Raw genomic sequence first — 26,984 nt, forward strand, 5'->3', positions numbered from 1 at the left:
CGACTCGTTTGATCGATCAGCTGACGGACGGGCTTGACGCCTGCCGTCAGCCGGTCCCGCGACCGGCGAGCCGGTGGTCCAGGGCCGTCCACCGGCGGCCCGCGGAAACGGTGCGGACCGCTTGTCCCAGAGCCTTGCGCGAACCGACGAGGACCACCAGCTTCTTGGCGCGTGTCACGGCGGTGTAGAGCAGATTCCGCTGGAGCATCATCCAGGCGCCGGTGGTGACGGGGATCACCACCGCTGGGTACTCACTTCCCTGTGAGCGGTGGATCGTCACCGCGTAGGCGTGCGCGAGTTCGTCGAGTTCGTCGAAGTCGTACTCCACCTCCTCGTCCTCGTCGGTGCGCACGGTCAGCCGCTGCTCGTCGGCGTCCAGGCCCGTCACCACGCCCACCGTGCCGTTGAAGACGCCGTTGGCGCCCTTGTCGTAGTTGTTGCGGATCTGCGTGACCTTGTCGCCGACGCGGAAGACCCGGCCGCCGAAGCGCTTCTCCGGCAGGTCGGGGCGGCCGGGGGTGATGGCCTGCTGGAGCAGCCCGTTCAGATGGCCCGCGCCCGCGGGGCCCCGGTGCATGGGGGCGAGCACCTGCACGTCCCGGCGCGGGTCGAGGCCGAACTTCGCGGGCAGCCTGCGGGCGGCGACGTCCACGGTGAGCCGCCCCGCCTCCTCGGTGTCGTCCTCGACGAAGAGGAAGAAGTCGTTCAGGCCCTGTGTGAGCGGGGGCTGCCCGGAGTTGATGCGGTGGGCGTTGGTGACCACGCCGGACTGCTGTGCCTGGCGGAAGACGCGCGTGAGCCGGACCGCGGGCACGGGGCTGTCCTCGCTGAGCAGATCCCGCAGGACCTCGCCCGCGCCGACGCTCGGGAGCTGGTCGACGTCGCCCACGAAGAGCAGATGGGCGCCCGGCGGCACCGCCTTGATCAGCTTGTTGGCGAGGAGCAGGTCGAGCATGGAGGCCTCGTCGACGACCACGAGGTCGGCGTCGAGCGGCCGGTCCTTGTCGTACGCGGCGTCCCCTCCCGGCTTCAGCTCCAGGAGCCGGTGCACCGTGGAGGCCTCGGCCCCGGTCAGCTCGGCGAGGCGCTTGGCGGCGCGGCCCGTGGGCGCGGCGAGCAGCACCTTCGCCTTCTTGGCACGGGCCAGCTCCACCACGGAGCGCACCGTGAACGACTTGCCGCAGCCGGGGCCGCCGGTGAGGACGGCGACCTTGCTGGTCAGGGCGAGCTTGACGGCCTCCTGCTGCTCCGGCGCGAGGTCCGCCCCCGTGCGCCCGGCGAGCCAGCCGAGGGCCTTGTCCCAGGCCACGTCCTGGAAGGCGGGCATGCGGTCGTCGGGGGTGCGCAGGAGCTGCCGGACGCGGCCGGACAGGGAGAGTTCGGCGCGATGGAAGGGGATGAGATAGACGGCCGTGACGTCGTCGCCGCCGTCGGGGCCGGGGACCGGCTCGCGGACCACGCCCTCCGGGTCCGTCGCCAACTCGGCCAGGCAGTCGATGACCAGGCCCGTGTCGACCTGGAGGAGCTTGACCGCGTCGGCGATCAGGCGCTCCTCGGGCAGGAAGCAGTTGCCCTGGTCGGTGGATTGCGACAGGGCGTACTGGAGTCCCGCCTTCACGCGCTCCGGGCTGTCGTGCGGGATGCCGACGGACTGCGCGATGCGGTCGGCGGTCAGGAAGCCGATGCCCCAGACGTCGGCGGCGAGGCGGTAGGGCTGGTTCCGGACGACGGAGATGGAGGCGTCCTCGTACTTCTTGTAGATCCGCACGGCGATGGACGTGGAGACGCCGACGCCCTGGAGGAAGACCATCACTTCCTTGATGGCCTTCTGCTCCTCCCAGGCCGCGGCGATCTTCTTCGTGCGCTTCGGGCCGAGTCCGGGGACCTCGATGAGGCGCTTCGGCTCGGTCTCGATGACGTCGAGGGTGTCCACGCCGAAGTGCGTCGTGATGCGGTCGGCCATCACCGGGCCGATGCCCTTGATCAGGCCGGAGCCGAGATAGCGCCGGATCCCCTGGATCGTGGCGGGCAGGACCGTCGTGTAGTTCTCCACGGTGAACTGCTTGCCGTACTGCGGATGGGAGCCCCAGCGGCCCTCCATCCGCAAGGACTCGCCCACTTGGGCTCCGAGCAGCGCGCCGACGACGGTCAGCAGGTCGCCGCCGCCCCGGCCCGTGTCCACGCGCGCGACCGTGTACCCGTTCTCCTCATTGGCGTACGTGACGCGCTCCAACACGCCTTCGAGGACGGCCATGCGGGGTGCGGGGACGCCCTCGGCCGTCCTCCGCTGTGCACTCGACATGGCCCGACGCTACCCCCGCCCACTGACAGCAGCCCCCGTCAGGGGCGCGGGGAACGGCGCGCTCAGCGCGCGACAAGCCGCAGACGCGTCTGCCGAGTGACCACGCAGACGCGTCTGCGGCCTTTCCGTGGCTGGCCGCGCCGTTCCCCGCGCCCCTGACGGGGCGCCCACGCCCGGCCAGGCGCCCACGCCAGTAACGATCGGGTCTCAGCGATGGGGCACGGGGTTGCCAGAAGCCCGCGTAATCGATTCAAATCCCTCGTGTAATCGATTCCACGAGGAGGTGGCATCGGCAGTGGCAGGCATCGGCATCAAGGATGTGGCCGCCCGTGCGGGCGTCTCCGTCGCGACGGTCTCGCGGGTCCTGAACGCGCACACGTCCGTGAGCCCCGCCGCCCGCGAGCGCGTGCTCGCCGCGGTGGAGGCGCTCGGCTACCGGCCCAACGCGCTCGCCAGGTCCCTCAGGACCGACCAGACGCGCACGCTAGGCCTGATCATCAGCGACGTACTGAACCCCTACTTCACCGCGCTCGCCCGCTCCGTGGAGGAAGAGGCGCGCGCGCTCGGCTACAGCATCGTCTTCGGCAACGCCGACGAGCGGCCCGAGCTCCAGGACCACCACATCCGCACGCTCCTGGACCGCCGCATCGACGGACTCCTCGTGTCCCCCGCCGACGGCGGCTCCCCGCTCGTCCTCGACGCGGCGCGCGCGGGCACCCCGATGGTCTTCGTCGACCGCTGGATCCCCGGCGCGGACGTGCCCGTGGTGCGGTCCGACGGCCGGGCCGCGGTGCGCGACCTGGTCGCGCACCTGCACGGGCTCGGCCACCGCAGGCTCGCCATCATCGCGGGCCCGGCGGCCACCACCACCGGCAGCGAGCGCGTGGCCGCGTTCCGGGAGGCGCTCGCCGCGTACGGGATCGCGCTGCCGGACGCCTACATCGGCCAGGGCGACTTCCAGGCGGCGAGCGGACGGCGCGCCACCGAGCGCTTCCTGGCCCTGCCCGAGCCCCCCGAAGTGGTGTTCGCCGCCGACAACCTGATGGCGCTCGGCGCCCTCGACGCGATCCGCGCGCGCGGCCTGCGCGTCCCGCACGACATCGCGCTCGCCGCGTTCGACGACATCCCCTGGTTCGTGCACACCGATCCGCCCCTCACGGCCATCGCCCAGCCCACGGAGGAGCTCGGCAGGGCCGCGGTGCGCGCCCTCACCGATCTGATCGAGGGCCGCACCCCGGAGTCCGTGACCCTGCCCGCCCGGCTCGTCGTACGGAACTCGTGCGGTGAGCGCACCACGACCGCAGCGACCCGAGCGACCTTGGCGACCCGAAGGAGCGACGCATGAGCGGCCCCGCGCAGGACGCCCAGGACGCCCAGGAACAGCAGGATTCCGCCACCGGCGCCCCCGAACTGCTGCGCGTCGAGGGCATCCGCAAGGCCTTCCCCGGTGTCGTGGCCCTGGACGGCGTGGACTTCGACCTGCGCGGCGGCGAAGTGCACGTCCTGCTCGGCGAGAACGGCGCGGGCAAGAGCACGCTCATCAAGATGTTCTCGGGCGCCCACCAGCCCGACGCCGGGCGGATCCTCGTCGGCGGCGAGGAGGTGCGCGTGCAGGGCGCGCAGGACGCCGAGCGGCTCGGGATCGCCACCATCCACCAGGAGTTCAACCTCGTCCCCGACCTCACGGTCGCCGAGAACATCTTCCTGGGCCGCCAGCCCCGCCGCTTCGGCCTCATCGACCGCGGGCGGATGGAGGCCGACGCCGCCGAGCTCCTCGCGCGCGTGGGCGTCGACGTGTCGCCGCGCGCCCGCTGCCGCGGCCTCGGCATCGCCCGGCTTCAGATGGTGGAGATCGCCAAGGCGCTCAGCCTGCACGCGCGCGTGCTCGTCATGGACGAGCCGACGGCCGTGCTCACCTCCGAGGAGGTGGAGAAGCTCTTCGCCCTAGTGCGCGGCCTGCGCGCCGACGGTGTCGGCGTCGTCTTCATCACCCACCACCTGGAGGAGATCGCCGCGCTCGGCGACCGCGTCAGCGTGCTGCGGGACGGCCGCAGCGTGGGCCGGGTGCCCGCGTCGACGCCCGAGGACGAACTGGTCCGCCTGATGGTGGGCCGCTCCATCGAGCAGCAGTACCCGCGCGAGCGGACCGCGGCCCCCGAACAGCCGGACGGCGCGGCCCCGTTGCTGCGCGTCCGCGGCCTCACCCGCAGCGGTGTCTTCCACGACGTCGGCTTCGAGGTGCGCGCCGGTGAGGTCGTCGGCGTGGCGGGGCTCGTGGGCGCGGGCCGCACCGAGGTGGCGCGGGCCGTGTTCGGCGCGGACCCCTACGACGCGGGCACGGTGGAGGTCGCGGGCCGGGCGCTGCCGCGGCACGACGTGTACGCGGCGACGCGGGCCGGCATCGGCCTCGTACCGGAGGACCGCAAGGGCCAGGGCCTGCTCCTCGACGCGTCCGTCGAGGAGAACCTCGGCCTGGTGACGCTGCGGGCGGCGACGCGGGCGGGGCTCGTGGACCGGGGTGCGCAGCGGGCCGCGGCCGAGCGGATCGCCGGGCGGCTCGGGGTGCGGATGGCCGGGCTCGGCCAGCATGTGCGCACCCTCTCCGGCGGCAACCAGCAGAAGGTCGTCATCGGCAAGTGGCTGCTCGCCGAGGCCAGGGTCCTGATCCTCGACGAGCCGACGCGCGGCATCGACGTCGGCGCGAAGGTCGAGATCTACCAGCTCGTCAACGAACTCACTGCCGCCGGACACGCCGTCCTGATGATCTCCAGTGATCTGCCGGAGGTCCTCGGCATGAGCGACCGGGTCCTGGTCATGGCCCACGGCCGCCTCGCGGGCGAACTCGGCGCGGACGAGGCGACGCAGGACGCGGTGATGGCACTGGCGGTCGGCTCGGGCACGGGGGCGCAACCGGCACACCCGGCACACCCGGCACACCCGGCACACGACACCACCACGTCCGCGGGCGGCACCACCACCCCCACGCGCGGCACCACCACCCCCGCGGGCGACGACTCCACCCCCACGGACGGCGCCATGAAGGGCTCCGCCCCCACGGACGGCGGCACGAAGGAGGAGGGCTCCCGTGGCAACCACTGACACCCGGCCGGACAAGACGGGCTCCGGCGGCGCGGGAGGCGGCCTCGATCTGCGCCGCGTCCTGCTCGACAACGGCGCGCTCAGCGCCCTCGTGGTCCTCGTGGTCGCGCTGTCGCTGCTCTCCGGCGACTTCCTCACCACGCAGAACCTCCTGAACGTCGGCGTGCAGGCGGCCGTGACCGCGATCCTCGCGTTCGGCGTCACCTTCGTCATCGTCGCGGCGGGCATCGACCTGTCGGTCGGTTCGGTGGCGGCCCTGTCGGCGACGGTGCTCGCCTGGACGGCGACGAAGGAGGGCGTACCCGTCTGGATCGCGGTGCTCCTCGCGGTCGCCACGGGTATCGCGTGCGGTGTGGTCAACGGCGCGCTCGTCGCGTACGGGAAACTGCCGCCGTTCATCGCGACGCTCGCGATGCTGTCGATCGGCCGCGGCCTGTCCCTGGTGATCTCGCAGGGCAGCCCGATCCCGTTCCCCGAGTCGGTCTCCAAGGTCGGCGACACGCTCGGCGGCCGGCTCCCGGTACCGGTCATCGTGATGGTGGCGATGGGTGTGATCACCGCGGTGATCCTGTCCCGTACGTACATCGGCCGCTCCATGTACGCGATCGGCGGCAACGAGGAGGCCGCGCGCCTCTCGGGCCTGCGGGTCAAGCGGCAGAAGATCGTCATCTACGCCCTGTCGGGCCTGTTCGCGGCCGTCGCGGGCATCGTCCTCGCCTCCCGGCTCGTCTCGGCGCAGCCGCAGGCCGCGCAGGGTTACGAGCTGGACGCCATCGCGGCGGTCGTCATCGGCGGCGCCAGCCTCGCGGGCGGCGTCGGCAAGGCGTCGGGCACGCTGATCGGCGCGCTGATCCTCGCGGTCCTGCGCAACGGCCTCAACCTCCTGTCCGTGTCGGCGTTCTGGCAGCAGGTCGTCATCGGTGTCGTGATCGCGCTCGCCGTCCTCCTGGACACGCTGCGCAGGAAGGCCGGTGCGGGTGCCGGGGCGGGCGGGGCCGCGGGCGGTACGGCGTCCGGTGCGGGCCGCAAGGGGCCGCAGGCGCTCAAGTACACGGTCGCGGCCGTGGTCGCCGCCGCCGTGATCGCCGCGGTGTCGGTGTTCAGCTCCGGTTCGTCCGGCTCGTCCGGCTCGTCCACGAAGATCGGCCTGTCCCTTTCGACCCTCAACAACCCCTTCTTCGTCCAGATGAAGGAGGGAGCGCAGGCGGAGGCCAGGAGGGCGGGCGTCGACCTGACCGTCACGGACGCGCAGAACGACGCCTCCCAGCAGGCCAACCAGTTGCAGAACTTCACCAGCGGCAGCATGAAGGCGGTCATCGTCAACCCGGTGGACTCCGACGCCGTGGGCCCGGCCGCGCGAGCTGCGAACAAGGCCGACATTCCCGTGGTCGCCGCGGACCGCGGTGTGAACAAGGCCGACGTCGCCACCCTGGTCGCCTCCGACAACGTCGCGGGCGGCAAGCAGGCGGCGAAGGCCCTCGCCGACAAGCTCGGCGGCAAGGGCGAGGTGATCGTGCTCCAGGGCACGGCGGGCACCTCCGCGAGCCGTGAGCGCGGCCAGGGCTTCGCCGAGGGCATCAAGGCCTACCCCGGCATCAAGGTCGTCGCCGAGCAGCCCGCCGACTTCGACCGCACCAAGGGCCTGGACGTCATGACCAATCTGCTCCAGGGCAACCGGGGCGTGGACGGCGTGTTCGCGGAGAACGACGAGATGGCGCTCGGCGCTGCCAAGGCCCTCGGCGCCAAGGCGGGCAAGTCGGTGCAGGTCGTCGGCTTCGACGGCACCCCCGACGGCCTGAAGGCGGTCGAGGCGGGCACGCTGTACGCGTCGGTGGCGCAGCAGCCAGCCGAGCTGGGCCGGATCGCGGTGCGCAACGCGATCGCCGCGGCGGACGACAAGGAGGTCGACGCGGTGGTGAAGGTGCCGGTGAAGGTGGTCACGGCCGGGAACGTGGCACGGTTCAAGAGAGCGCGGCGGCACCCCGGCCGCGCGGGCGGTGGCGACCGCACAGCCGTGCGGAAGGCAGGCAGCGACTGCACAGCCGTGCGGAGGGCGAACGGCGACTGCACAGCCGTGTGAAAAGGCGAGGCGGCTGCGCAGCCATGCGGGAACAGGAAAGGCAGAACCACGATGGATGACTACGACCTGCTGGTCGTGGGGTCGGCCAACGCCGACCTGGTGACGGCCGTCGAGCGGCGGCCCGGTGCCGGTGAGACGGTGCTCGGCTCGGACCTGGCGGTCCATCCGGGCGGCAAGGGCGCGAACCAGGCGGTGGCGGCGGGCCGTCTCGGGGCGCGCACGGCGCTGCTGGCCCGGGTGGGCGACGACGCGTACGGCAGGCTGCTCCTGGAGTCGCAGCGTTCGGCGGGCGTGGACACGGTGGGGGTCCTGGTGGGCGGCGCGCCGACCGGGGTCGCCCTGATCACGGTGGACCCGTCGGGCGACAACAGCATCGTGGTGGCGCCGGGTGCCAACTCCCGGCTGACGCCGGGGGACGTGCGGGCGGCGGGGAGCCTGTTCGAGGCGGCCCGGGTGGTGTCGACGCAGTTGGAGATTCCGCTGGAGACGGTCGCCGAGGTGGTGCGGGTGCTGCCCGCGGGGACCCGTCTTGTCCTGAACCCGTCGCCGCCCGCCCCGCTGCCCGAGGAGGTCCTCGGGGCCTGCGATCCGCTGGTGGTGAACGAGCACGAGGCGCGGGTGATCCTGCGGGGTGCGGGTGCCGAGGTGCCGGCGGAGCCCGAGGACTGGGCGCGGCGGCTCCTCGCACTGGGTCCGAAGTCGGTGGTGGTGACTCTCGGCGGCGATGGCGCCCTCGTCGCGGGCCCGGACGGGACGGCGCGGGTGCCGTCGGTGGAGGTCGACGCCGTGGACACGACGGGTGCCGGGGACGCGTTCACGGCGGCGCTCGGGTGGCGTCTCGGTGCGGGCGACGATCTGGAGACCGCGGCGCGGTACGCGGCGAAGGTGGGGGCGCTCGCGGTGACGCGGGCCGGGGCGCAGGTGTCGTACCCGTCGGGCGAGGAGGTGGCGGCGCTCGACGCGGCATCCGACGCGACATCCGACGTGGCATCCGACGAGACGGGCGGGCCGGTGTCGCGGGGTGGGGCGCGGTGAAGAGGGCAGGGATACTCAACCGGAGTCTCGCGGGTGCCGTGGCGGAGCTGGGGCACGGCGACCGGGTCCTGGTGTGTGACGCGGGGATGCCGGTGCCGGCGGGGCCGCGGGTGGTGGACCTGGCGTTCGTCGCCGGGGTGCCGTCGTTCGCGCAGGTCCTGGACGGGCTGCTCGCGGAGCTGGTGGTGGAGGGCGCGGTGGCGGCGCGGGAGGTCCGGGAGGCGGGGGCGGGGACGGCGGCGCTGCTGGAGCGGCGTTTTCCGGGGGCGGCTCTGCGTCTGGTCGGGCACGAGGAGCTGAAGGAGTTGTCGGCGGGGGCGCGGCTCGTCGTCCGTACCGGGGAGGCGACTCCGTACGCGAATGTGCTGCTGACGTGCGGGGTGTTCTTCTGATGTGAGGAGTGGCCGGGGCGCGGCCTGGGCGGTGGGCGCGTCGGCTGTGGGCGCCCCTGGGTGGCGGTGGGTGGCCGTTGGCGCCTGGGTGGGCGCGGGCGGCTGTGGACGTTTCGAGGGGGCCCTGTCCGTCGACCGGGCCCCCTCGCTTTCCCTCCCCTTGCCAGTGCTCTGCGGATCCCCCCGGATCCCCCCACCAGAGCTTCTGACACCCAGTACGACCCGTGTGGTGGGGGAAGGGTTGCACGACTTCGGCAAGTTCCCCCGGAAGATTTCGGCGTGCCGACGTACCGTCCCGGACGTAGCGTTTCGCCCATGAGCGAGCAAACCTCATTCGAGCAGGACGTACTCACCGAGCTGGGCGACGACCGGCTGCGGGAGATCGCCGATGTCCTCGGTACGGATCCGGCGGGTGCGCAGGATGTCGTGGGCACGACGGTCTCGACACTCTCCGGGAGCCTGCGGGACACGGCGGAGACGGCGGATCCCGCGGAGGCCGACGAGGTGCGGCAGGCGTTCGCGGAGGAGGCGCCGCTCCAGGGTGTGGCGACCTTGGGCGGTGGGCTCGGGGGGCTGCTCGGCGGGGGCATGATGGCCGGGGTGCTGAGCCGGCTGAGCAGGCCGGTGGCCAACGCTGTCGCGAAGAAGACCGGGCTCCCTGTCGCCACCGTGGTACGGGTCGTGGAGCTGCTGATCCCCGTCGTTCTGACGGTCCTCACCAAGCGGGCGCAGCGGGCGAAGGCGCCGGGGGCCGGGGGGTCCGGCCCCGGGGCGCCCAGGGCCGGGGGTGGGCCTGCGGGGGGCGGGCTCGGGGAATTGCTGGGGCAGATTCTGGGGGGTGGGGGGCGGAAGTAGGCGGTGCCTTCGCGGGGCGCCCCAGTCCCGCCCCTTCACCGCTGTGCCGATCAGCGGCTCCGCCGCGGGCAGGGGCGCTGCGCCCCCTGGACCCCAGCCCTGTCGGCGCTCCGCGCCTCGTCCTCAAACGCCGGACGGGCTGAAAATGCCCGCCCGAAGGGCGAAAAGGGCGGGCGTGTGGGGAAAAGCCCGTCCGGCGATTGAGGACGAGCGCGGCAGCGCGGGGGAAGGGCGGGCGGGTGGAGAGAGAAGGAGGGGTCGCCGTCAGCAGGTGTGTGTCGTGTAGCGGTGGATCGTGTCCGCGAGGACTTCCCGGCCGTCCGCCGCCCACAGCGCTTCGTTGAAGAGTTCGACCTCGACGGGCCCCCGGTACCCGGCGGCCTCGGCCAGGGCCCGCCACGCGCGGAAGTCGATCGAGCCGTCGCCGAGCCGGCCGCGGCCGGTGAGCACGCCGCGCGGCAGAGGCGTCGTCCAGTCGGCGAGCTGGAAGGCGTGCAGCCGCCCCCCGGCCCCGGCACGGGCGAGCGCGGCGGGCGCCAGGTCGTCCCACCAGACGTGGTACGTGTCGACGCAGACGCCGACCTGCTCGGCGGGGAAGCGCTCGGCCAGGTCGAGGGCCTGCCCGAGGGTGGAGACGACGCAGCGGTCGGCGGCGAACATGGGGTGCAGGGGTTCGACGGCGAGCCGGACGGCGTGGCCCGCCGCGTAGGGGGCGAGTTCGGCGAGGGCGTCGGCGACGCGTTCCCGGGCGGCGGGCAGGTCGCGGTCGCCGGCCGGGAGCCCGCCGCAGACCAGGACCAGGGTGTCGGTGCCGAGGGCGGCGGCCTCCTCGACGGCGGCTCGGTTGTCGGCGAGGGCGCGGGCGCGTTCACCGGGGTCGACGGCGGTGAGGAAGCCGCCCCGGCACAGGGTGGTGACGCGCAGCCCGGCCGCCCGCACGAGTCGCGCGGCGGCCTCGACCCCGTACTCCTGGACCGGTTCGCGCCACAGCCCCACCCCGCGGACCCCGAGGTCGGCGCAGGCCGTGACCAGGTCGGGCAGGGAGAGCTGCTTGACCGTCATCTGGTTGATGCTGAAGTCGGCGGGCGCGCGGGGCGGGAAGGACGTGGAGCGCGCGGAGGGGGTCATGGGGTGACTCCGTAGACCTTCAGGAGCGAGCGCATGCGGTACGTGGCGAGGTCCGGGTCGGGGAACAGGGACAGGGCGTCGGCGAGTTCGTGGGCCCGTACCAGGTGCGGCAGGGAGCGGGCCGACTGGAGGCCGCCGACCATCGTGAAGTGGTCCTGGTGGCCGGCGAGCCAGGCCAGGAGGACCACACCGGTCTTGTAGTAGCGGGTGGGGGGCTCGAAGAGGTGGCGGGCCAGCGCGACGGTGGGGTCGAGGAGGTCGTGGAACGCCTCGGTGTCGCCGCCGTCCAGGGCGCGCACCGCCCGCGCCGCCACGGCCGCCAGCGGGTCGAAGACGCCGAGGAGCGCGTGGCTGAAGCCGTGGTCGTCGCCCGCGATCAGCTCCGGGTAGTGGAAGTCGTCGCCGGTGTAGCAGCGCACCCCGTCCGGCAGGCGGCGGCGCAGGGCGATCTCGCGGTCCGCGTCCAGGAGCGAGATCTTCACGCCGTCCACCTTGCCGGGGTGGGCGGCGACGACCTCCAGGAAGGTGTCGGTGGCCGCGTCCAGGTCCTGCGTCCCCCAGTAGCCCGCGAGCGCCGGGTCGAACATGGGGCCGAGCCAGTGCAGGATCACCGGGGCGCTCGCCTGCCGGAGCAGACCGTCGTACGTCGTCAGATAGTCGTCGGCCCCGCGGGCCGTGGCGGCGAGGGCGCGCGAGGCCATCAGGATCGCCTGCGCGCCGCAGTCCTCGGCCAGCGCGAGTTGCTCCTCGTAGGCGCGGCGCACCTCGTCGAGTCCGGCGGCGGGCGGGAGTCCGGCGGCGGGCGAGGCCAGCTGGTCGGTGCCCACGCCGCAGGCGATGCGGCCGTCCACCGCGCGGGCCTCGGCGGCCGAGCGCCGGATCAGTTCGGCCGCGCCCGGCCAGTCCAGACCCATGCCGCGCTGCGCGGTGTCCATCGCCTCGGCGACACCGAGACCGTGCCGCCACAGGTGCCGTCGGAACGCGAGCGTGGCGTCCCAGTCGACGGCGACGGGCCCGTCCGGGGACACGTCGGCACGCGGGTCCGCCACGACGTGCGCGGCGGCGAAGACGGTACGCGAACGCAGCGGCGGAGCGGCCACCCGCTGCGGCAACGAAGCCGACGGCGGCCTCGGCCACGCGCTCACAGCCCGACCTCCGGCACGTCGATCCTGCGCCCCTGCGCCGAAGCCCGCAGGCCCAGCTCCGCGAGCTGTACGCCGCGGGCGCCCGCCAGCAGGTCCCAGTGGTAGGGCGCGTCCGCGTACACGTGCCGCAGGAACAGCTCCCACTGCGCCTTGAAGCCGTTGACGGGTTCGCCGCCCTCGCCGTCGGGGTTGTCGGGGACCTCCTGCCACTGGTCGCGGAAGGAGTGCGTGACGGGGAGGTCGGGGTTCCAGACCGGTTTGGGGGTGCCCGCGCGGTGCTGGAAGCGGCAGGTGCGCAGGCCCGCGACGGCGGAGCCCTCGGTGCCGTCGACCTGGAACTCCACCAGTTCGTCGCGGTGCACCCGCACCCCCCAGGACGAGTTGATCTGCGCGACCACGCCGCCCTCCAGCTCGAAGATGCCGTACGCCGCGTCGTCCGCCGTCGCCTCGTAGGGCTTGCCGTGTTCGTCCCAGCGCTGCGGCAGATGCGTCACCGCGAGCGCCTGCACGGAGCGCACCCGGCCGAACAGTTCGTGCAGGACGTACTCCCAGTGCGGGAACATGTCGACGACGATGCCGCCGCCGTCCTCGGCGCGGTAGTTCCAGGACGGGCGCTGCGCGGGCTGCCAGTCGCCCTCGAAGACCCAGTAGCCGAACTCGCCCCGCACGGACAGAACCCGCCCGAAGAAGCCGCCGTCGACCAGGCGCGCGAGCTTGCGCAGGCCCGGCAGAAAGAGCTTGTCCTGGACGACGCCGTGCTTCACGCCCGCGTCCCGGGCGCGCCGGGCCAGGTCGAGCGCGGACGCGAAGGACGTGGCGGAGGGCTTCTCGGTGTACACGTGTTTGCCCGCGGCCAGGGCCCTCCTGATCGCCTCCTCGCGGGCCGATGTGACCTGCGCGTCGAAGTAGATGTCGGTCGCCGGGTCCGCGAGGACGGCGTCGAGGTCGGTCGAGACGTGCTTGAGGCCGTGTCGCGCCGCGAGCTCGCGCAGCGCCTGCTCCCTGCGGCCCACGAGCACCGGCTCGGGCCAGAGCCGGGTGCCGTCGCCCAGGTCGAGGCCGCCCTCCTCGCGCAGCGCGAGGATCGAACGGACCAGGTGCTGGCGGTGACCCATGCGTCCCGTCACGCCGTTCATGGCGATGCGGACCGTTCTGCGTGTCACGTGAGTTCCTCCGTGGGCGCGGGGCGCCGTGGCGCGCGGCCGGTGGGGCGGTTGTCCGCCCTGGGAGCCAAGAGGCCCGGGGGCCCGGGGGCCGGGGGCGTTTCGTGCGGCACTCGAGGCGTAGCAAGCGCTTTCTACTGGGGAGAAGCTAGCCTGCCGACAACGTTCGTACAAGACCGGAGGCCAACAGATGACCGTGACCCTGGCGGACGTGGCGGCTCGCGCCCAGGTGTCCCCCGCCACCGTGTCCCGCGTACTGAACGGCAACTACCCCGTCGCCGCGGCCACACGTGAGCGCGTCCTGCGCGCGGTGGACGACCTGGACTACGTCCTGAACGGGCCCGCGAGCTCACTGGCCGCCGCCACATCGGACCTCGTGGGCATCCTGGTGAACGACATCGCCGACCCGTTCTTCGGGATCATGGCGAGCGCGGTCCAGTCGGAGATCACCGGCCCCGGCGGCCGTGCGGGCGGCGAGCGGATGGCGGTGGTGTGCAACACCGGCGGCTCACCGGAGCGCGAACTCACCTATCTGACCCTGCTCCAGCGCCAGCGGGCCGCGGCCGTCGTGGTCACCGGCGGCGCCATCGAGGACGCCCCGCACGCGGCGGCGATCGGCGGGAAGCTGCGGCGGCTCGGCGACGCGGGCTCCCGGGTGGTGCTCTGCGGCCGGCCTCCGACCGGCGCCGCCCCCGACGCGGTGGCGCTCACCTTCGACAACCGGGGCGGCGGCCGCCGCCTCACGGACCATCTGCTCGGCCTCGGCCACCGCCGCGTCGGCTACATCGCGGGCCCCACGGAGCGCACGACCACCCGCCACCGCCTGGAGGGCCACCAGGAGGCCCTGGCCGCGGCGGGCGTCGCGGACGACCCCCTGCTGACCCTGCACGGCCCCTACGACCGCCGCTCCGGCTACGACGCCACCCTCGAACTCCTGCGCCGTGAACCCCGGTTGACCGCGATCGTCGCCGCCAACGACACGGTGGCCCTGGGCGCCTGCGCGGCCCTGCGGGACCGGGGCCTCTCGATCCCCGGGGACGTGTCGGTGGCGGGCTTCGACGACCTGCCGTTCAGCATCGACGCCGTACCGGCGCTGACCACCGTGCGGCTTCCGCTGCACGAGGCGGGGGCGCGGGCCGGGCGGATAGCCATGGGCCGCGAGGAGGAGCCGCCCGGGGGGATCGCGACGGTGCACGGGGAGCTGATGGTGCGGGGGTCGACGGGGGCGCCCCGGCAGCACTGAGGCGCCCGGGGGCTCCCCCGGGCGCCGGGCCGCGTCAGGCCTCCGTGCACCGCCAGCGGCCGACCTCGCGGTAGCCGGAGTCGTACACGGACTCGCCCGCGCCGGGCTCCAGGGCGTAGTGGTGGAGGTTGCCCGCCCAGTAGCGGAGGATGCGGCCCAGTTCGCGGGCGGAGTCCTCCGCGGGCGCCGTGTCGTCCACATCGACTTCCAGAACGAACTTCACTCCCGGCCTCCCGCCATGTCCTCCGGCGCCCTCGACGGCGGCGCCGGTCCATGGCTTCCATCGTTCCATTGAAGCTGCTCTGGGGACTTCTGGGGAATCCGGCGAGAAGAGCCGCTGATCAGCGGGGTGGGCAGGGCCGGAAAGTCTCAGACCGTGGCCTCCGGCCGGATCCCGTCGTATGCTCGACGAATATCTCTGACTGAGTCAACTGTCCGACGAAGACAACGGTCGAGGTGCCGCATGAGCGTCCAGGAGATCCGCGCGTTCAACCGCTTCTACACGAACCTCATCGGCGCGCTGGACTACAGCCGCCATCTGTACGCGCCCTACACCCTCACCGAGTCCCGCGTCCTGTACGAGCTGGCCCACTCGCCCCGCACGGACGCCGCCGACCTGCGCGCGGAACTCTCCCTGGACGCGGGGTACCTGAGCCGCATCCTCGCCAAGTTCCAGGCGGACGGCCTCATCGAGCGGACGCCGTCCGAGCGGGACCCGCGGCGGCGGCACGTGGCGCTCACCGCGCGCGGGCGGACCGCCGCTGAGCTGCTCGACGAGCGGTCGCGGGAGGCCGTGGGCTCGCTGCTCACCACGGTTCCCGCGGCGGACCGCGAGCGCCTCACGGCCGCCCTCGCCACCGTGCGCGGCCTCCTCGCGGACGGCGCGCGGCGCCCGGCGCGCGCCGAGGACGTGCTGCTGCGTGAGCCCGGCGCCGGTGACCTCGGCTGGATCGTGCAGCGCAACGGCGCGCTGTACGCGGCCCAGTTCGGCTGGAACGCCGACTACGAGGGCCTGGTGGCCCGCATCGTCGCCGACTTCGCCCAGGACCACGACCCCCACCTGGAACGCGTCTGGATCGCCGAACTCGACGGCAGGACCGTCGGGTGCGTGATGTGCGTACGGGACGAGGCACCCGGCACCGCGCGGCTCCGGCTCCTGCTCGTCGAGCCGGAGGCCCGGGGGCTCGGCATCGGGGACCGGCTCGTCTCCGCCGTCGTCGCCTTCGCTCGCGAGGCCGGCTATCGGGAGCTGGTGCTGTGGACCAACGATGTGCTGGCCGCTGCGCGGGGCATTTACGTCCGGCACGGCTTCACCCTGGTCGCGGAGAAGCCCCACCGGTCCTTCGGGGCGGACCTCGTCGGCCAGGACTGGCGCCTTTCCCTCCGGGCCGAGCGCCCTTAGGGGCGCGGGGAACTGCGCGCTCAGCGCGCGACAAGCCGCAGACGCGTCTGCCGAGTGACCACGCAGACGCGTCTGCGGCCTTTCCGTGGCTGGCCGCGCCGTTCCCCGCGCCCCTGACGGGGCACGTTTCCCGCGCCGCCGGGCGGAAAGATGTCCGGCCATGAAACTCGCCTTCTCCACGCTCGGAGTACCGGGACTACCGATCCAGGACGTCCTGGAGCTAGCCCTCGCGCACGGCTATCACGGCGTCGAGCTGCGCGCGCACCCCGAAGAGCCGGTCCACCCGGGCCTCGGCGCGGCCGAACGGGCCGATGTGGCGAGCCGGTTCAAGGAGGCGGGCGTCGACGTGCTCGGCGTCGCCGGGTACGCGCGCGTCGCCGCGCCCGGTGCCGACGGCCCCGTACTGGACGAGATCAGGGAACTCCTGTCCCTGGCCCGCGACCTCGGTGCCCCCTACGTCCGTGTCTTCCCCGGCGGTGCCCCGGACGGCGGTACCGAGCCGGACCCCGAGGGCATCGCGGACCCGGAGAGCCTCGCCGGGGCCGACGAGATCGCGGCCCGGCGGCTCGGCACCGCCGCGGAGGACGCCGCCGACGCGGGCGTGCGCATCCTCCTGGAGACCCATGACTCGCACCGCACCGGCGCGGCCGCCGCCCGCGTCCTCGGTCCCGTCGGGCACCGGAACGCCGGGGCCCTGTGGGACGTGATGCACACCTGGCTCGGCGGCGAGCAGATCGCCGACAGCTATGCCGCGCTCTCCCCGTTCCTCGGATACGTCCAGGTCAAGGACATCGCGAGCGCCGAGGACACCACCCCGCTCGCCCTCGGCGCGGGTGTCCTGCCGCTCGCCGAGTGCGTGGAGCTGCTCACCCGCAAGGGCTGGGACGGCTGGCTGTGCTGGGAGTACGAGAAGCGCTGGTACGAGCAGGCGGCGCCGCTGCCCGAGCTCCTCGGCCAGGGCCGGGAACTCCTGACGCGCCTCCTGACGGAGTCGGCCTGAGCGACGCGGCACTCACTTCCGCGGCTGCGCGCCGGTGTCCCCGGCCTCGCCCCCGCCCGCGTCCCCTCCCGTCGGCGCCGGACCGGGTCCGTCCGGCTGCGGCTCCCCGGTCACGTACCCGTGCAGCAGGCTCGACGCCGCCAGCATCGCGCCCGACCGGCGCGTCAGCTCCTCACCGCGGCGGGCGAGGGCCGCGCGCAGCGCCTCGCTGCTGCCCGTCTCGCGGAGGCCGTCGAGGACCGGGCGGATCGCGGGGAGCGGGTGTCCCGCCTGCCGGAGCATGATGATCATGCGGGCGTCCCGGACGTCCGCCGCGGCGTACAGGCGGTAGCCGGTCCCCCGCTCCCGCTCCGGGGCGAGCAGCCCCGCCGCCTCCCAGACGCGCAGGGCCGAGGTGCGCACGCCGACGCGGGCGGCGACCTCGCCCACGGTCAGGGGCGCACGCGGCGGCGGCGCGGGCGCCGTTCCCGGGCCCTCGCTCGCCACGGCCTCCAGGGCCGCGCCCGTCGCCCGCAGCGCCTCCCGCTGCGCGTGCAGTTCCGCGTGCGCGGCGTCGAGCAGCGTCAGCGCCTCGGGTACGTCGTCCGCGTGCACCGCCCGCATCACGGCCCGCGCCCGGTCGGGCCCGAAGCCCTTGGCCAGGGCGCGGTAGGCCAGCAGGGCCCGGCCGTGCACCGGGGCGAAACGCCGGTAGCCGGTGGCGGTCCGCGGGGTCGGCGGCAGGATGCCCGCGTCGGCGTAGTCGCGGACGAGCTGGGTGGAGACGCCCGCCATCCGCGCCAGGTCCACCGGGCGCAGGGCCTTCGGGGCGTTCGCTGCGTCGGGTGCTTCGGGTGCGCGCGCGGCGCGCGGGGCGTTACGGGTCATGCCCGGGACGGGGGTGCCGAGGTCACGTCGTCAGCGTACGTGGCAGGGTGGAGGTGGCGGCGGTAGCGGCCGGGGGGTGGCCCCCGTGCCCGGCGCGTGAATCGGCCTTCGGCCTCGTCCTCGAACGCCGGACGGGCTGGAACCCCATGAGACCTCGCGCCCCCGGCACATAACGGCACCCCCAAATGTCGGGGCGCACGCCGCGCACCCCCCTCCCTGGTCCCAAGTTCCGGTAATCCGCGCGGTTTCGGGAACCTTGGCAGGGGCCCCGTCGTCAAACCGGCACGCTGTCGGAGAGTCTCCGCGCGGCGGTGTCGGCATCGCTGCTGGCTGCGAACGCTGACCACCCTCTCCGCCGCCCGCGGCCGGCAGCGCGCCGCCACCGGTGCGCCCCTCCCTTGCGCCGGTGGCGGCCCCTCCCCCGCGGCGGTGCGCGGTCCCCGCAGGGATCTTGACCCGCCGCATCCCACGGGATATCCGTGGCAGGTGCCTCACGACTCCCACAGCGCCCAGGAAGCGACCGGCGGGCCCGGTCACCACGACGACGACCGCGACCGCCTCCGGCGGCTGCTCTCCCGTATGAGCCTCGAAGAGAAGGTCGGCCAGCTCTTCGTCCTGCACGTGTACGGACACCACGCCACCGAGCCCGACACGGCCGACGCCGAGCTGAACGAGCGCGAGCTGGGGGTGCGGACCGCGGCGGACGTCGTCGCCAAGTACCGGCCCGGCGGTCTCATCTACTTCGGCTGGGCGCACAACACCCGCGACCCCCAGCAGATCGCCGCGCTCTCCGACGGCGTGCAGCGGGCGGCCCTCGACGGGTCGCCGGGCGTGCCGCTGCTGCTCTCCGTGGACCAGGAACACGGTGTCGTGGCCCGCGTCGGCGCGCCTGCCACCCTGCTGCCGGGCGCGATGGCGCTCGGCGCGGGCGGCTCGGCCGACGACGTCCGCGAGGCGGCCCGCATAGCCGGTGCCGAGCTGCGCGCCCTCGGCATCCACCAGAACTACGCGCCGTCCGCCGACGTCAACGTGGACCCGGCCAACCCCGTCATCGGCGTACGGTCCTTCGGCGCGGACCCCGACGCGGTGTCGCGCTTCGTGACCGCGCAGATCGAGGGCTACCGGGACGCGGGCGTCGCGCCCGCCGTCAAGCACTTCCCGGGCCACGGCGACACCGGGACGGACAGCCACTCGGCGCTGCCGTACATCCACCACAGCCGTGAACAGTGGGAGGAGCTGGACGCCCCGCCGTTCCGCGCCGCCCTCGCGACCGGCGTCGACGTGGTGATGACCGCGCACATCGTGGTGCCCGCCCTGGACCCGGCGCTCGACCCCGCCACCCTCTCGCACCCCGTCGTCACCGGCATCCTCCGGGAGCAGCTCGGCCACGACGGCGTGGTCGTCACCGACTCCCTGTCCATGCGAGGCGTGCGCACCAAGTACGGCGACGGCCGGGTGGCCGTGCTCGCGATCAAGGCGGGCGTCGACCAGCTGCTGCACCCGCCGCAGCCCGAACTCGCCTGGAACGCGGTCATCCAGGCCGTCCGCGAGGGCGAGCTGACGGAGGCCCGCATCGACGAGTCCGTACGGCGGATCCTGCGGCTGAAGGAGAAGCTCGGCCTGTTCGCGCCCGAGCAGGCGTACACGGACGCCGGGACCGTGGCGGCGACCGTCGGCAGCGACGCGCACCGCGCCGCCGCCGACCGCATCGCCGAGCGCACCACGACCCTGCTGCGCGACGAGAGCGGCCTGCTGCCGCTGTCCCCCGACACCCACGGCCGCGTCCTGGTCCTCGGCGCCGACCCGGTCTCGCCGTCCGGCACCACGGGCCCGCCGACGGCCGTGCTCGCGGCCGCCCTCACCGAACTCGGTTTCGCCGCGACCGCGTTGAGCACCGGCACCGAACCGTCCCCCGAAGCCGTCGAGAAGGCCCTCGCCGAGGCGGCGTCCGGACCCGACGCCGTGCTCGTCACGACGTACGACGTCGCCCCGGGCAGTCCGCAGCACGCCCTGGTCACCGCCCTGACCTCGGTCCCGGACGGCCCGCCCGTCGTCATCGTCTCCGTGCGCACCCCGAACGACGTGGCCGTGCTGCCCGGCGTGGCCGCCGCGCTCGCCGCGTACTCCTGGACGGACGTCGAACTGCGCGCCGCCGCCCGGGTCCTGGCCGGAGAGGTCAGCCCGGCCGGACGCCTGCCGGTGCCCGTGCCGAGCCCGGACGATCCGGGCACGGTGCTGTACCCCGTCGGGCACGGCCTTTCGTACCCGCCCTACGCCGCGTCCCGCTGACGGACGTACCGGGCATGCGCCGCCACCTCCGTACGCCGGTCACCTCGTACGCAAAAACCCCCGCGCACCTGGCGTGCGCCCGTCGGCAGGGGTCACGCTGGGTGCCCCGCTCCAGCACGTGGCGGGGCACGTATCGGCGGGGGTCGGCCATGCGGATGTCCGGGGCGGGAACGACGGCGTGCGTGGGCGCGCTGCTCGCCGCCGCCCTCGGTCTGGCCGGGTGCCAGCGGGAGAGCGGCTCCGGGACGGGCAGGAGCACCGGCTCCGCTACGGGGCGGGTGGCGGAGTCCGGGCCCGGCGCGGCGTTCCTCGCCGTGGACGAGTGCGGTTCGCGCGGGCGGGTCTCCGTCACCGAGGTGCCCTGCGGCAGCGAGCGGGCCGCCGCGCGCGTCATCGCCCGCCACGACGGGCGGGCGGGCACCGGGCCCCGCTGTCCGGCCCGTACCGACTTCGTCCTGCACATCAGCCGGGCGGGGTCCTCCGTCGACGAGGACGGGGACGGGGCGGTGGCGCAGGGGTACGCCTGCATGCGGAATCTGGAGCCGCCGCATCCCGGGGATCCCGGGGGCGGGGGCGGACCGCGGACCGTGGTGGGGGACTGTGTGTACGGGGAGGGGCGGGGCGAGGTCCGCGAGACCGCCTGCGACGGTTCCGGGCGGCGGACCCCGCAGTACCGCGTGACGGCGGCGACGTCCGCCCGCGCGCTGTGCCCGCCCGGCACGGATCTGTACGTCACCTTGGGCGGCGCCCGCCCGGTCGGCTGCGCGGCGCGGCTCTGACCGTGCCGGGGCTCCTCGAACGCCGGACGGGCTGGATCCTTGCCGCGCGGGCGAGGATGTCAGCCCCTCCGGCGTTTGAGGAGCGGGGTCCGGGGCGGAGCCCCGGGATGGGTGCAGGGCTACGGGCGCAGCGAGTTGCGGCGGTCGCGGTCCTTGCGGTCGAGCTTCGCGTCGTACGGCGCGAGCGGCTTCGCCGCGGCGGCCTGGGCGGCGGGCACCCCGGCCCACGCCAGAATCCGCTCGGTGGCCTTGGCCTTGTCGTCACCGACGAGCGCGGCCACGTTGGCCCCGTGGTTGGCGCCGGGCGCGGTCATGACGTACGAGTCGTGCTTGGCGCCGCGCGCGGGCCGGAACTGCTCGGCACCCCACGGGTCGTTGCCGCCGTACACGAACAGCATCCGGTGGGAGTTGTTCCGCACCCAGCGGTCGACGTCCTTCATGGCGTTCTTCTGGAACTTCATGGGGATCTCGTGCGGCACGAAGTTCCGCGGCGGCTGGTAGCCGTACCGGCTCAGGTCGGCGAGCCAGGGCTGGGTGATGTCGGGCGAGCCTAGCTGCGTACCGGCCTGGTAGTAGTACGGCGTGTAGTACTCAAGACCCTGGTCGGTGTAGCCGTTCCAGCCGCCGACCTCGTCGATCCAGTCGAACAGCTCCTGGTCGGTGACGGTCTTGGCGTCGGGCACCCGCCCACAGGCGGTGGCCGAGTCCTGGTACTGCCAGAAGCCCCAGTTCACATCGAGCACGACGGCCTCGAAGGCCTTGTCGAAGCTACGGATGATCTTGAAGGTCCTGCCGTTGTCGGCGGCGTACTTCGCGTACAGCTTCTTCAGCGGCGCGCGGCGCACCAGGGCCTCGCGCTGCGCCGACTCGATCTTGCTGCGGCACTCCTTGGTGCCGACGGTCTCGAAGAACCGGTCGTACGCGGAGTCCTCGCTGTTGTTCACGTCGTTCGGCGCGACATAGGCGACGACGCCGTCCATGTCCTGCGGGTAGAAGCGCTCGAAGTAGGTGGCGGTCATGCCGCCCTTGGAGGCGCCCGTGGAGAGCCACTTCTTGCCGTAGATCGGCTTGAGGGCCTTGAAGATGCGGTGCTGGTCGCTGGCGGCCTGCCAGATGTCGAGCTCCGACCAGTCGGCGGGCGCGGGGCGCGAGGGAGTGAAGAAGCGGTACTCCATGGCGACCTGGTTGCCGTCGATGATGCGGGTGGGTTCCGCGCGGCCCGGGTTCGTGTTCAGGCCGTAGCCCGAGGTGGAGAAGACGGTGGGGCGGGCGGTGTCCTTGTGCAGCACGGTGATGCGCTGCTGGAAGGTGCCCTTGGAGGGGTGCCGGTGGTCGACCGGCTGGGTGTAGTTGAGGACGAAGAAGCGGTAACCGTCGTACGGCTTCTCCTCGATGAGGCTCATGCCCTTGATGGCGAGGAGCCGGTCCTTGATGTCCTTGGCCGCAGCTTCCTTGGCGGCAGCGTCCTCGGCGGCGCTGGTGGCGCCCCGGTCGGCGTCGGGTGACGCCGTGGCCGTGGTCTCGGCCAGGCCCACGGTGCCTATGAGCACCGTGAGTGAAAGCACCCATCTGAGGGTCTTACGCATGCATCCTCCCCTGTCGGCGCAGCGATTGACCGGAACCTAACCGAGCAACAGCGCGCACACCAGGGCACATTGAGGACATAGGGGACTCATAGTGGACTCAGGGAAATTCACTGAGAGGACGGGGGCGTCCGCTGACCGGACGTCAGCCCGCCGCCTCGCCCGTCCTGTCGGCCCGCCGACCCGTCAGCCCGTCAGCCCGCGTCAGCACAGGATCCAGCCCGAGCTGACCTTCGCCCGGCCCACCGAGCCCTTGACCCAGACGCAGCGGTGGCCCGCGTGCACCTTGACGGGTCCCGCGAGCCGGGTGAAGCGTCCCTTCTCCTGTACGGGGCGGCTGCCGCGCGCCTGCACGCTGACCGACATCGCCTGGCGGGTACCGGGCCGCTTCGCGTACGTCACGGCGCAGACGTAGCCGCGCTTCTTGTAGAGCACGACCTTGCCGGTGCTGAAGGGCAGGGTGCGGACCTTGTGGCCGGGGCAGGGCCCGGCGGCCTGGGCGGCGCCGACGCCGGGGCCCACGAGAGCGAGCAGGACGGCAGCCGCGAGTGCGGCGGCGCCCGTCGACAGGCCCCGCCATATCCGACCACTGTTCACGTCTTCTGCCCCTCCCGTCACCCCCGCACCAGCGTACTGACGTACGGACGCCGACCAGGATCCCGATGGTTGCGGAACCCGGCTTATCAATTTGCCGTCTCATTATCCGGGACGGTTCTCCGGGAACCGGACAGGGGCCGTGGCCCCCGCCAGGTCTCGTACCGTGTCCCCTGCCGTAGGCCCGCCTACGCCCCCACCGGCTGTCCGACGAACGTCCGCCACAGCTCCGCGTACCGGCCGTCGCGCGCGAGCAGCTCCTCGTGCGTGCCGTCCTCGGCCACCTGTCCGTGGTCCATCACGATCACCCGGTCCGCGCGGGCCGCCGTGGTGAGGCGGTGCGCGACCACCAGCGTCGTCCGCCGTCCGGCTATGCGGTCGGTGGCCTGGTTGACCTGCGCCTCCGTGGCGAGGTCGAGGGCGGCGGTGGCCTCGTCGAGGAGCAGGATGTCGGGGTTGACGAGTTCGGCGCGGGCGAGCGCGACGAGCTGCCGCTGCCCGGCCGACAGATTGCGGCCGCGCTCGGAGACCTCGTGCAGATAGCCGCCGTCAAGGGTGGCGATCATGTCGTGCGCGCCGACGGCGCGCGCCGCCGCCTCGACCTCCGCGTCGGTGGCGTCGGGGCGGCCGTAGGCGATGGCGTCGCGGACGGTGCCCGCGAAGAGGTACGCCTCCTGCGGCACGACTCCGAGCCGGTGCCGGTACGAGGTGAGGTCGAGGGAGCGCAGGTCGGTGCCGTCGACCGTCACCCGGCCCGACGTCGGGTCGTAGAACCGGGCCACGAGCTTGACCAGGGTGGACTTGCCCGCGCCGGTCTCGCCGACGAACGCGACGGTCTGCCCGGCGGGGATCGTCAGGCGCACCCCGCTCAGGGCGGTCTCGTCGTCCGCGGCGGCGGCCCCCCCGGCACCGTCGGCGTCGGCGGCGGCCCCTTCGGCGGCGTCCGTGGCGCCGTACGCGAAAGCCACGTCCTCGAACGCGATCTCCCCACGCAGCGAGAGCACCTCAAGAGGTTCGTCCGCGGACTTCGTGGACGCGGGTTCCTGGAGCAGTTCCTGGATGCGGCCGAGCGACACGGTCGCCTGCTGGTAGCCGTCGAAGACCTGGGAGAGCTGCTGCACGGGGGCGAAGAACAGGTCGATGTAGAGGAGGTAGGCGACCAGGGCGCCGGTGGTGAGGGTGCCCGCGTCGACCCGGTGGGCGCCCACGACGAGCACCGCCACCACGGCCACGGACGACAGGAACTGCACGAAGGGGAAGTACACCGAGATCAGCCACTGGCCGCGGATGCGGGCCGCGCGGTAGTCGGCGCTGCGGGCGGCGAACTGCTCGCTGCCCGCGCGCTCGCGCCGGAAGGCCTGCACGATGCGCAGCCCGGACACCATCTCCTGGAGGTCGGCGTTGACGACCGAGACGCGCTCCCGCGCCAGCTCGTAGGCCTTCACGCTGGAGCGGCGGAAGAAGAACGTGCCGACGGCGAGCAGCGGCAGGGTGGCGAAGACGACCAGGGCGAGCTGCACGTCGATGACGACGAGCGCGACCATGATGCCGAGGAAGGTGACGACGGACACGAACGCGGTGACCAGGCCGGTCTGGAGGAACGTGGACAGGGCGTCCACGTCCGTGGTCATCCGGGTCATGATGCGCCCGGTCAGCTCCCGCTCGTAGTAGTCGAGCCCGAGCCGCTGGAGCTGCGCGAAGATCTTCAGCCGCAGCGAGTAGAGGACCCGCTCGCCGGTGCGCCCGGTCATGCGGATCTCGCCGGTCTGGGCCGCCCACTGCACGACGACGGCGACCAGGGCGAGCGCGGAGGCGGTCCACACGGCGCCGAGGGCGAGCTGGGAGACGCCCTCGTCGATGCCGTGCCGGATGAGGACGGGCAGGAGCAGCCCGACCCCGGCGTCGACGGCGACGAGCGCCAGGCTGATCAGGAGCGGCGCGCGGAAGCCGCGCAGGAGGCGGCGCAGGCCGTAGGACTCCTCGGCGGCGACGGCCCGCGCCTCGTCGACGGCGGGGGTATCGGTGGCCGGGGGCAGCGCGTCGACCTGGGCGAGGAGCTCGGGCGTCGCCGGGGTGCCGGAGAGGGAGAGGTCCTTGGGTTCGCGGTCGCCGGCCCACAGGCTCGGGGTGATGCCGCGTTCGGCGTCGAACTCGGCATCCAGCTCGGCGCGCACCGTGGTGTCCTCGACGGCTTCGGCGGGCGCGGTCGCGGCGATATGGCCCGGGGAGACGCCGCCCAGTTCGTCGGGGTCGGTGAGCAGGCGCCGGTACAGCGGTGAGCGGCGCTCCAGGTCCGCGTGGGTGCCGATGTCGGCGAGACGGCCGCCGTCGAGGACGGCGATGCGGTCGGCGAGGTTGAGGGTGGAGCGCCGGTGGGCGATGAGGAGGGTGGTGCGCCCCCGCATGACCTCCTTGAGGGCCTCGTGGATCTCGTGCTCGACGCGGGCGTCGACGGCGGAGGTGGCGTCGTCGAGGACGAGCAGGCGGGGGTCGGTGAGGATGGCGCGGGCCAGGGCGAGGCGCTGGCGCTGGCCGCCGGAGAGGGTCAGGCCGTGCTCGCCGACCTTGGTGTCGTAGCCGGCGGGCAGCTCGGCGATGAAGCGGTCGGCCTGGGCGGCGCGGGCGGCCCGCTCGATGTCCTCGTCGGTGGCGTCGGGGTGGCCGTAGGCGATGTTGGCGCGGACGGTGTCGGAGAAGAGGAAGGAGTCCTCGGGGACCAGGCCGATGGCGGCGCGCAGTGACTCCTGGGTCAGCTCGCGCACGTCGTGGCCGCCGATGAGGACGGCGCCGTGGTGCACGTCGTAGAACCGGGGAAGCAGCAGCGACACGGTCGACTTGCCGCTGCCGGAGGAGCCGACGACGGCGAGGGTCTCACCGGGCCGTATCGCGAAGCTGAGCCCGTCGAGAACCGGGCGCCCCTCGTCGTAGGCGAACGACACGTCGTCGAACTCCACCGTCGCCGGGGCGTCGTCCGGCAGCTCCTTGGTGCCGTCGGCCATGGTCGGCTCGGTGTCGATGAGCTCCAGGACGCGCTCCACACCGGCGCGGGCCTGCTGGGCGACGGTGAGGACCATGGCGAGCATGCGTACGGGCCCGACGAGCTGGGCGAGATAGGTGGAGAACGCCACGAACGTGCCCAGGGTGATCTCGCCGCGGACCGCGAGCCAGCCGCCGAGGGCGAGCATCGCGACCTGCCCGAGCATGGGCACGGACTGGAGGGCGGGGGTGTAGCGGGAGTTCAGGCGGATGGTGCGCAGCCGCCCCGCGAAGAGCCGCCGCCCGACCTCGCGCAGCTTCCCGGTCTCCTGCTCCTCCTGCCCGAAGCCCTTCACCACGCGGACACCGCCCACGGCGCCGTCCACGACACCGGCGACCGCGGCGGCCTGGGCCTGGGCGTACCAGGTGGCGGGGTGCAGCTTGGAGCGGCTGCGGCGGGCGATCCAGAGCAGGGCGGGGGCGACGGCGAGCGCGACCAGGGTCAGGGGCAGCGAGAGCCACGCCATGATCACCAGGGACATCAGGAACAGCAGGACGTTGCCGATGGTCATCGGCAGCATGAAGAGCAGGCCCTGGATGAGCTGGAGGTCGCTGGTGGCCCGGCCGACGACCTGCCCGGTGGACAGCTCGTCCTGGCGCCGGCCGTCGAGCCGGCCGACCGTGTCGTACATCTCGGTGCGCAGGTCGTGCTGCACGTCGAGGGCGAGGCGGCCGCCGTAGTAGCGCCGGATGTACGTGAACACGTACACGAGGACGGCGGCCCCGATGAGGGCGGCGGCCCAGGGCCCCATGGACCGGCTGTGGTCACCGATCACGTCATCGATGATGATCTTTGTGATCAGCGGTACGAGGGCCATGACGGCCATGCCGCCGAGGGAGGAGCCGAGCGCGAGCACGACGTCCTTGGGGTAGCGCCAGGCGTACCCCCAGAGCCGTTTCCCCCAGCCCCGCTGTTCCGGCCGCTCCGGCTGCCTCGTCACTGTCGTCCGCCTCCCGATCACCCTGACCTGCCGAGAGGCCCAACGCGGTGA

Annotated in this window: 18 protein-coding genes and 2 pseudogenes; 11 read left to right on the forward strand and 9 right to left on the reverse strand. The window is 73.4% G+C overall.

Features of this window, described 5'->3' with window-relative positions:
* Positions 1-46 precede the first annotated feature (46 nt).
* Entirely contained in the window at positions 47-2,254 is a 2,208-nt protein-coding gene (gene recD2, locus GPA10_RS07385) for an SF1B family DNA helicase RecD2 (protein WP_157164948.1), read from the reverse strand.
* Positions 2,255-2,597: 343 nt separating this feature from the next.
* Here recD2 and GPA10_RS07390 point away from each other — a divergent pair, with 343 nt between their 5' ends.
* From GPA10_RS07390 to GPA10_RS07415, 6 genes and pseudogenes are all read left to right on the forward strand, one after another.
* The gene (locus GPA10_RS07390) at positions 2,598-3,647 is read left to right on the forward strand and encodes a LacI family DNA-binding transcriptional regulator (RefSeq protein WP_343040482.1); all 1,050 of its coding nucleotides are present in this window, start codon (positions 2,598-2,600) and stop codon (positions 3,645-3,647) included.
* Positions 3,644-5,203, forward strand: a pseudogene (locus GPA10_RS07395) (sugar ABC transporter ATP-binding protein); the annotation flags it as partial. The gene GPA10_RS07390 and the pseudogene GPA10_RS07395, both read left to right, overlap by 4 nt.
* 184 nt (positions 5,204-5,387) lie before the next feature.
* Positions 5,388-7,367: pseudogene (locus GPA10_RS07400) on the forward strand (ABC transporter permease/substrate-binding protein); the annotation flags it as partial.
* Positions 7,368-7,532: 165 nt separating this feature from the next.
* Entirely contained in the window at positions 7,533-8,516 is a 984-nt protein-coding gene (locus GPA10_RS07405) for a ribokinase (RefSeq protein ID WP_157164768.1), read from the forward strand.
* A complete protein-coding gene (gene rbsD, locus GPA10_RS07410; protein WP_343040483.1) occupies positions 8,513-8,908 on the forward strand; it encodes a D-ribose pyranase in 396 nt (131 codons plus the stop codon). The genes GPA10_RS07405 and rbsD overlap by 4 nt, the downstream gene beginning before the upstream one ends.
* A gap of 315 nt (positions 8,909-9,223) precedes the next feature.
* The gene (locus tag GPA10_RS07415) at positions 9,224-9,763 is read left to right on the forward strand and encodes a DUF937 domain-containing protein (protein WP_157164769.1); all 540 of its coding nucleotides are present in this window, start codon (positions 9,224-9,226) and stop codon (positions 9,761-9,763) included.
* Between the two features lie 264 nt (positions 9,764-10,027).
* Here GPA10_RS07415 and GPA10_RS07420 read toward each other — a convergent pair whose 3' ends face one another.
* Genes GPA10_RS07420 through GPA10_RS07430 form a run of 3 tightly spaced genes read right to left on the reverse strand, consistent with a single transcriptional unit; the run spans position 10,028 to position 13,199 of the window.
* The gene (locus GPA10_RS07420; protein WP_157164770.1) at positions 10,028-10,891 is read right to left on the reverse strand and encodes a sugar phosphate isomerase/epimerase family protein; all 864 of its coding nucleotides are present in this window, start codon (positions 10,889-10,891) and stop codon (positions 10,028-10,030) included.
* A complete protein-coding gene (locus GPA10_RS07425) occupies positions 10,888-12,036 on the reverse strand; it encodes a dihydrodipicolinate synthase family protein (protein WP_425505684.1) in 1,149 nt (382 codons plus the stop codon). The genes GPA10_RS07420 and GPA10_RS07425 overlap by 4 nt, the downstream gene beginning before the upstream one ends.
* Entirely contained in the window at positions 12,033-13,199 is a 1,167-nt protein-coding gene (locus GPA10_RS07430) for a Gfo/Idh/MocA family protein (RefSeq protein WP_343040484.1), read from the reverse strand. Before GPA10_RS07430 ends, GPA10_RS07425 begins: the two co-directional genes overlap by 4 nt.
* A gap of 190 nt (positions 13,200-13,389) precedes the next feature.
* On the opposite strand from GPA10_RS07430, the gene GPA10_RS07435 reads away from it, so the two are divergent.
* The gene (locus GPA10_RS07435; protein WP_157164771.1) at positions 13,390-14,442 is read left to right on the forward strand and encodes a LacI family DNA-binding transcriptional regulator; all 1,053 of its coding nucleotides are present in this window, start codon (positions 13,390-13,392) and stop codon (positions 14,440-14,442) included.
* Positions 14,443-14,476: 34 nt separating this feature from the next.
* Here the strand turns inward: GPA10_RS07435 and GPA10_RS07440 are convergent, their stop codons facing one another.
* Positions 14,477-14,665, reverse strand: a complete 189-nt coding sequence (locus tag GPA10_RS07440) for a hypothetical protein (RefSeq protein WP_157164772.1) — start codon at positions 14,663-14,665, stop codon at positions 14,477-14,479.
* A 240-nt stretch (positions 14,666-14,905) separates the two neighbouring features.
* Here GPA10_RS07440 and GPA10_RS07445 point away from each other — a divergent pair, with 240 nt between their 5' ends.
* Entirely contained in the window at positions 14,906-15,844 is a 939-nt protein-coding gene (locus GPA10_RS07445) for a bifunctional helix-turn-helix transcriptional regulator/GNAT family N-acetyltransferase (RefSeq protein ID WP_157164773.1), read from the forward strand.
* Positions 15,845-16,004: 160 nt separating this feature from the next.
* The gene (locus GPA10_RS07450; protein WP_157164774.1) at positions 16,005-16,844 is read left to right on the forward strand and encodes a sugar phosphate isomerase/epimerase family protein; all 840 of its coding nucleotides are present in this window, start codon (positions 16,005-16,007) and stop codon (positions 16,842-16,844) included.
* Between the two features lie 12 nt (positions 16,845-16,856).
* Here the strand turns inward: GPA10_RS07450 and GPA10_RS07455 are convergent, their stop codons facing one another.
* The gene (locus GPA10_RS07455) at positions 16,857-17,711 is read right to left on the reverse strand and encodes a MerR family transcriptional regulator (RefSeq protein WP_157164775.1); all 855 of its coding nucleotides are present in this window, start codon (positions 17,709-17,711) and stop codon (positions 16,857-16,859) included.
* A gap of 486 nt (positions 17,712-18,197) precedes the next feature.
* Here GPA10_RS07455 and GPA10_RS07460 point away from each other — a divergent pair, with 486 nt between their 5' ends.
* A complete protein-coding gene (locus GPA10_RS07460; protein WP_343040486.1) occupies positions 18,198-20,000 on the forward strand; it encodes a glycoside hydrolase family 3 protein in 1,803 nt (600 codons plus the stop codon).
* A gap of 149 nt (positions 20,001-20,149) precedes the next feature.
* A complete protein-coding gene (locus tag GPA10_RS07465; RefSeq protein WP_157164776.1) occupies positions 20,150-20,779 on the forward strand; it encodes a hypothetical protein in 630 nt (209 codons plus the stop codon).
* Between the two features lie 119 nt (positions 20,780-20,898).
* Here the strand turns inward: GPA10_RS07465 and GPA10_RS07470 are convergent, their stop codons facing one another.
* From GPA10_RS07470 to GPA10_RS07480, 3 genes are all read right to left on the reverse strand, one after another.
* Positions 20,899-22,365 (reverse strand): S28 family serine protease, encoded by a 1,467-nt coding sequence (locus tag GPA10_RS07470; protein WP_157164777.1) that lies wholly within the window; start codon positions 22,363-22,365, stop codon positions 20,899-20,901.
* A gap of 201 nt (positions 22,366-22,566) precedes the next feature.
* Entirely contained in the window at positions 22,567-22,959 is a 393-nt protein-coding gene (locus GPA10_RS07475; protein ID WP_058848540.1) for a hypothetical protein, read from the reverse strand.
* Positions 22,960-23,144: 185 nt separating this feature from the next.
* Positions 23,145-26,933, reverse strand: a complete 3,789-nt coding sequence (locus GPA10_RS07480; protein WP_343040487.1) for an ABC transporter ATP-binding protein — start codon at positions 26,931-26,933, stop codon at positions 23,145-23,147.
* Positions 26,934-26,984: the final 51 nt, after the last annotated feature.

Source organism: Streptomyces typhae, from assembly GCF_009755605.1.
Classification (GTDB): Bacteria; Actinomycetota; Actinomycetes; order Streptomycetales; family Streptomycetaceae; genus Streptomyces; species Streptomyces typhae.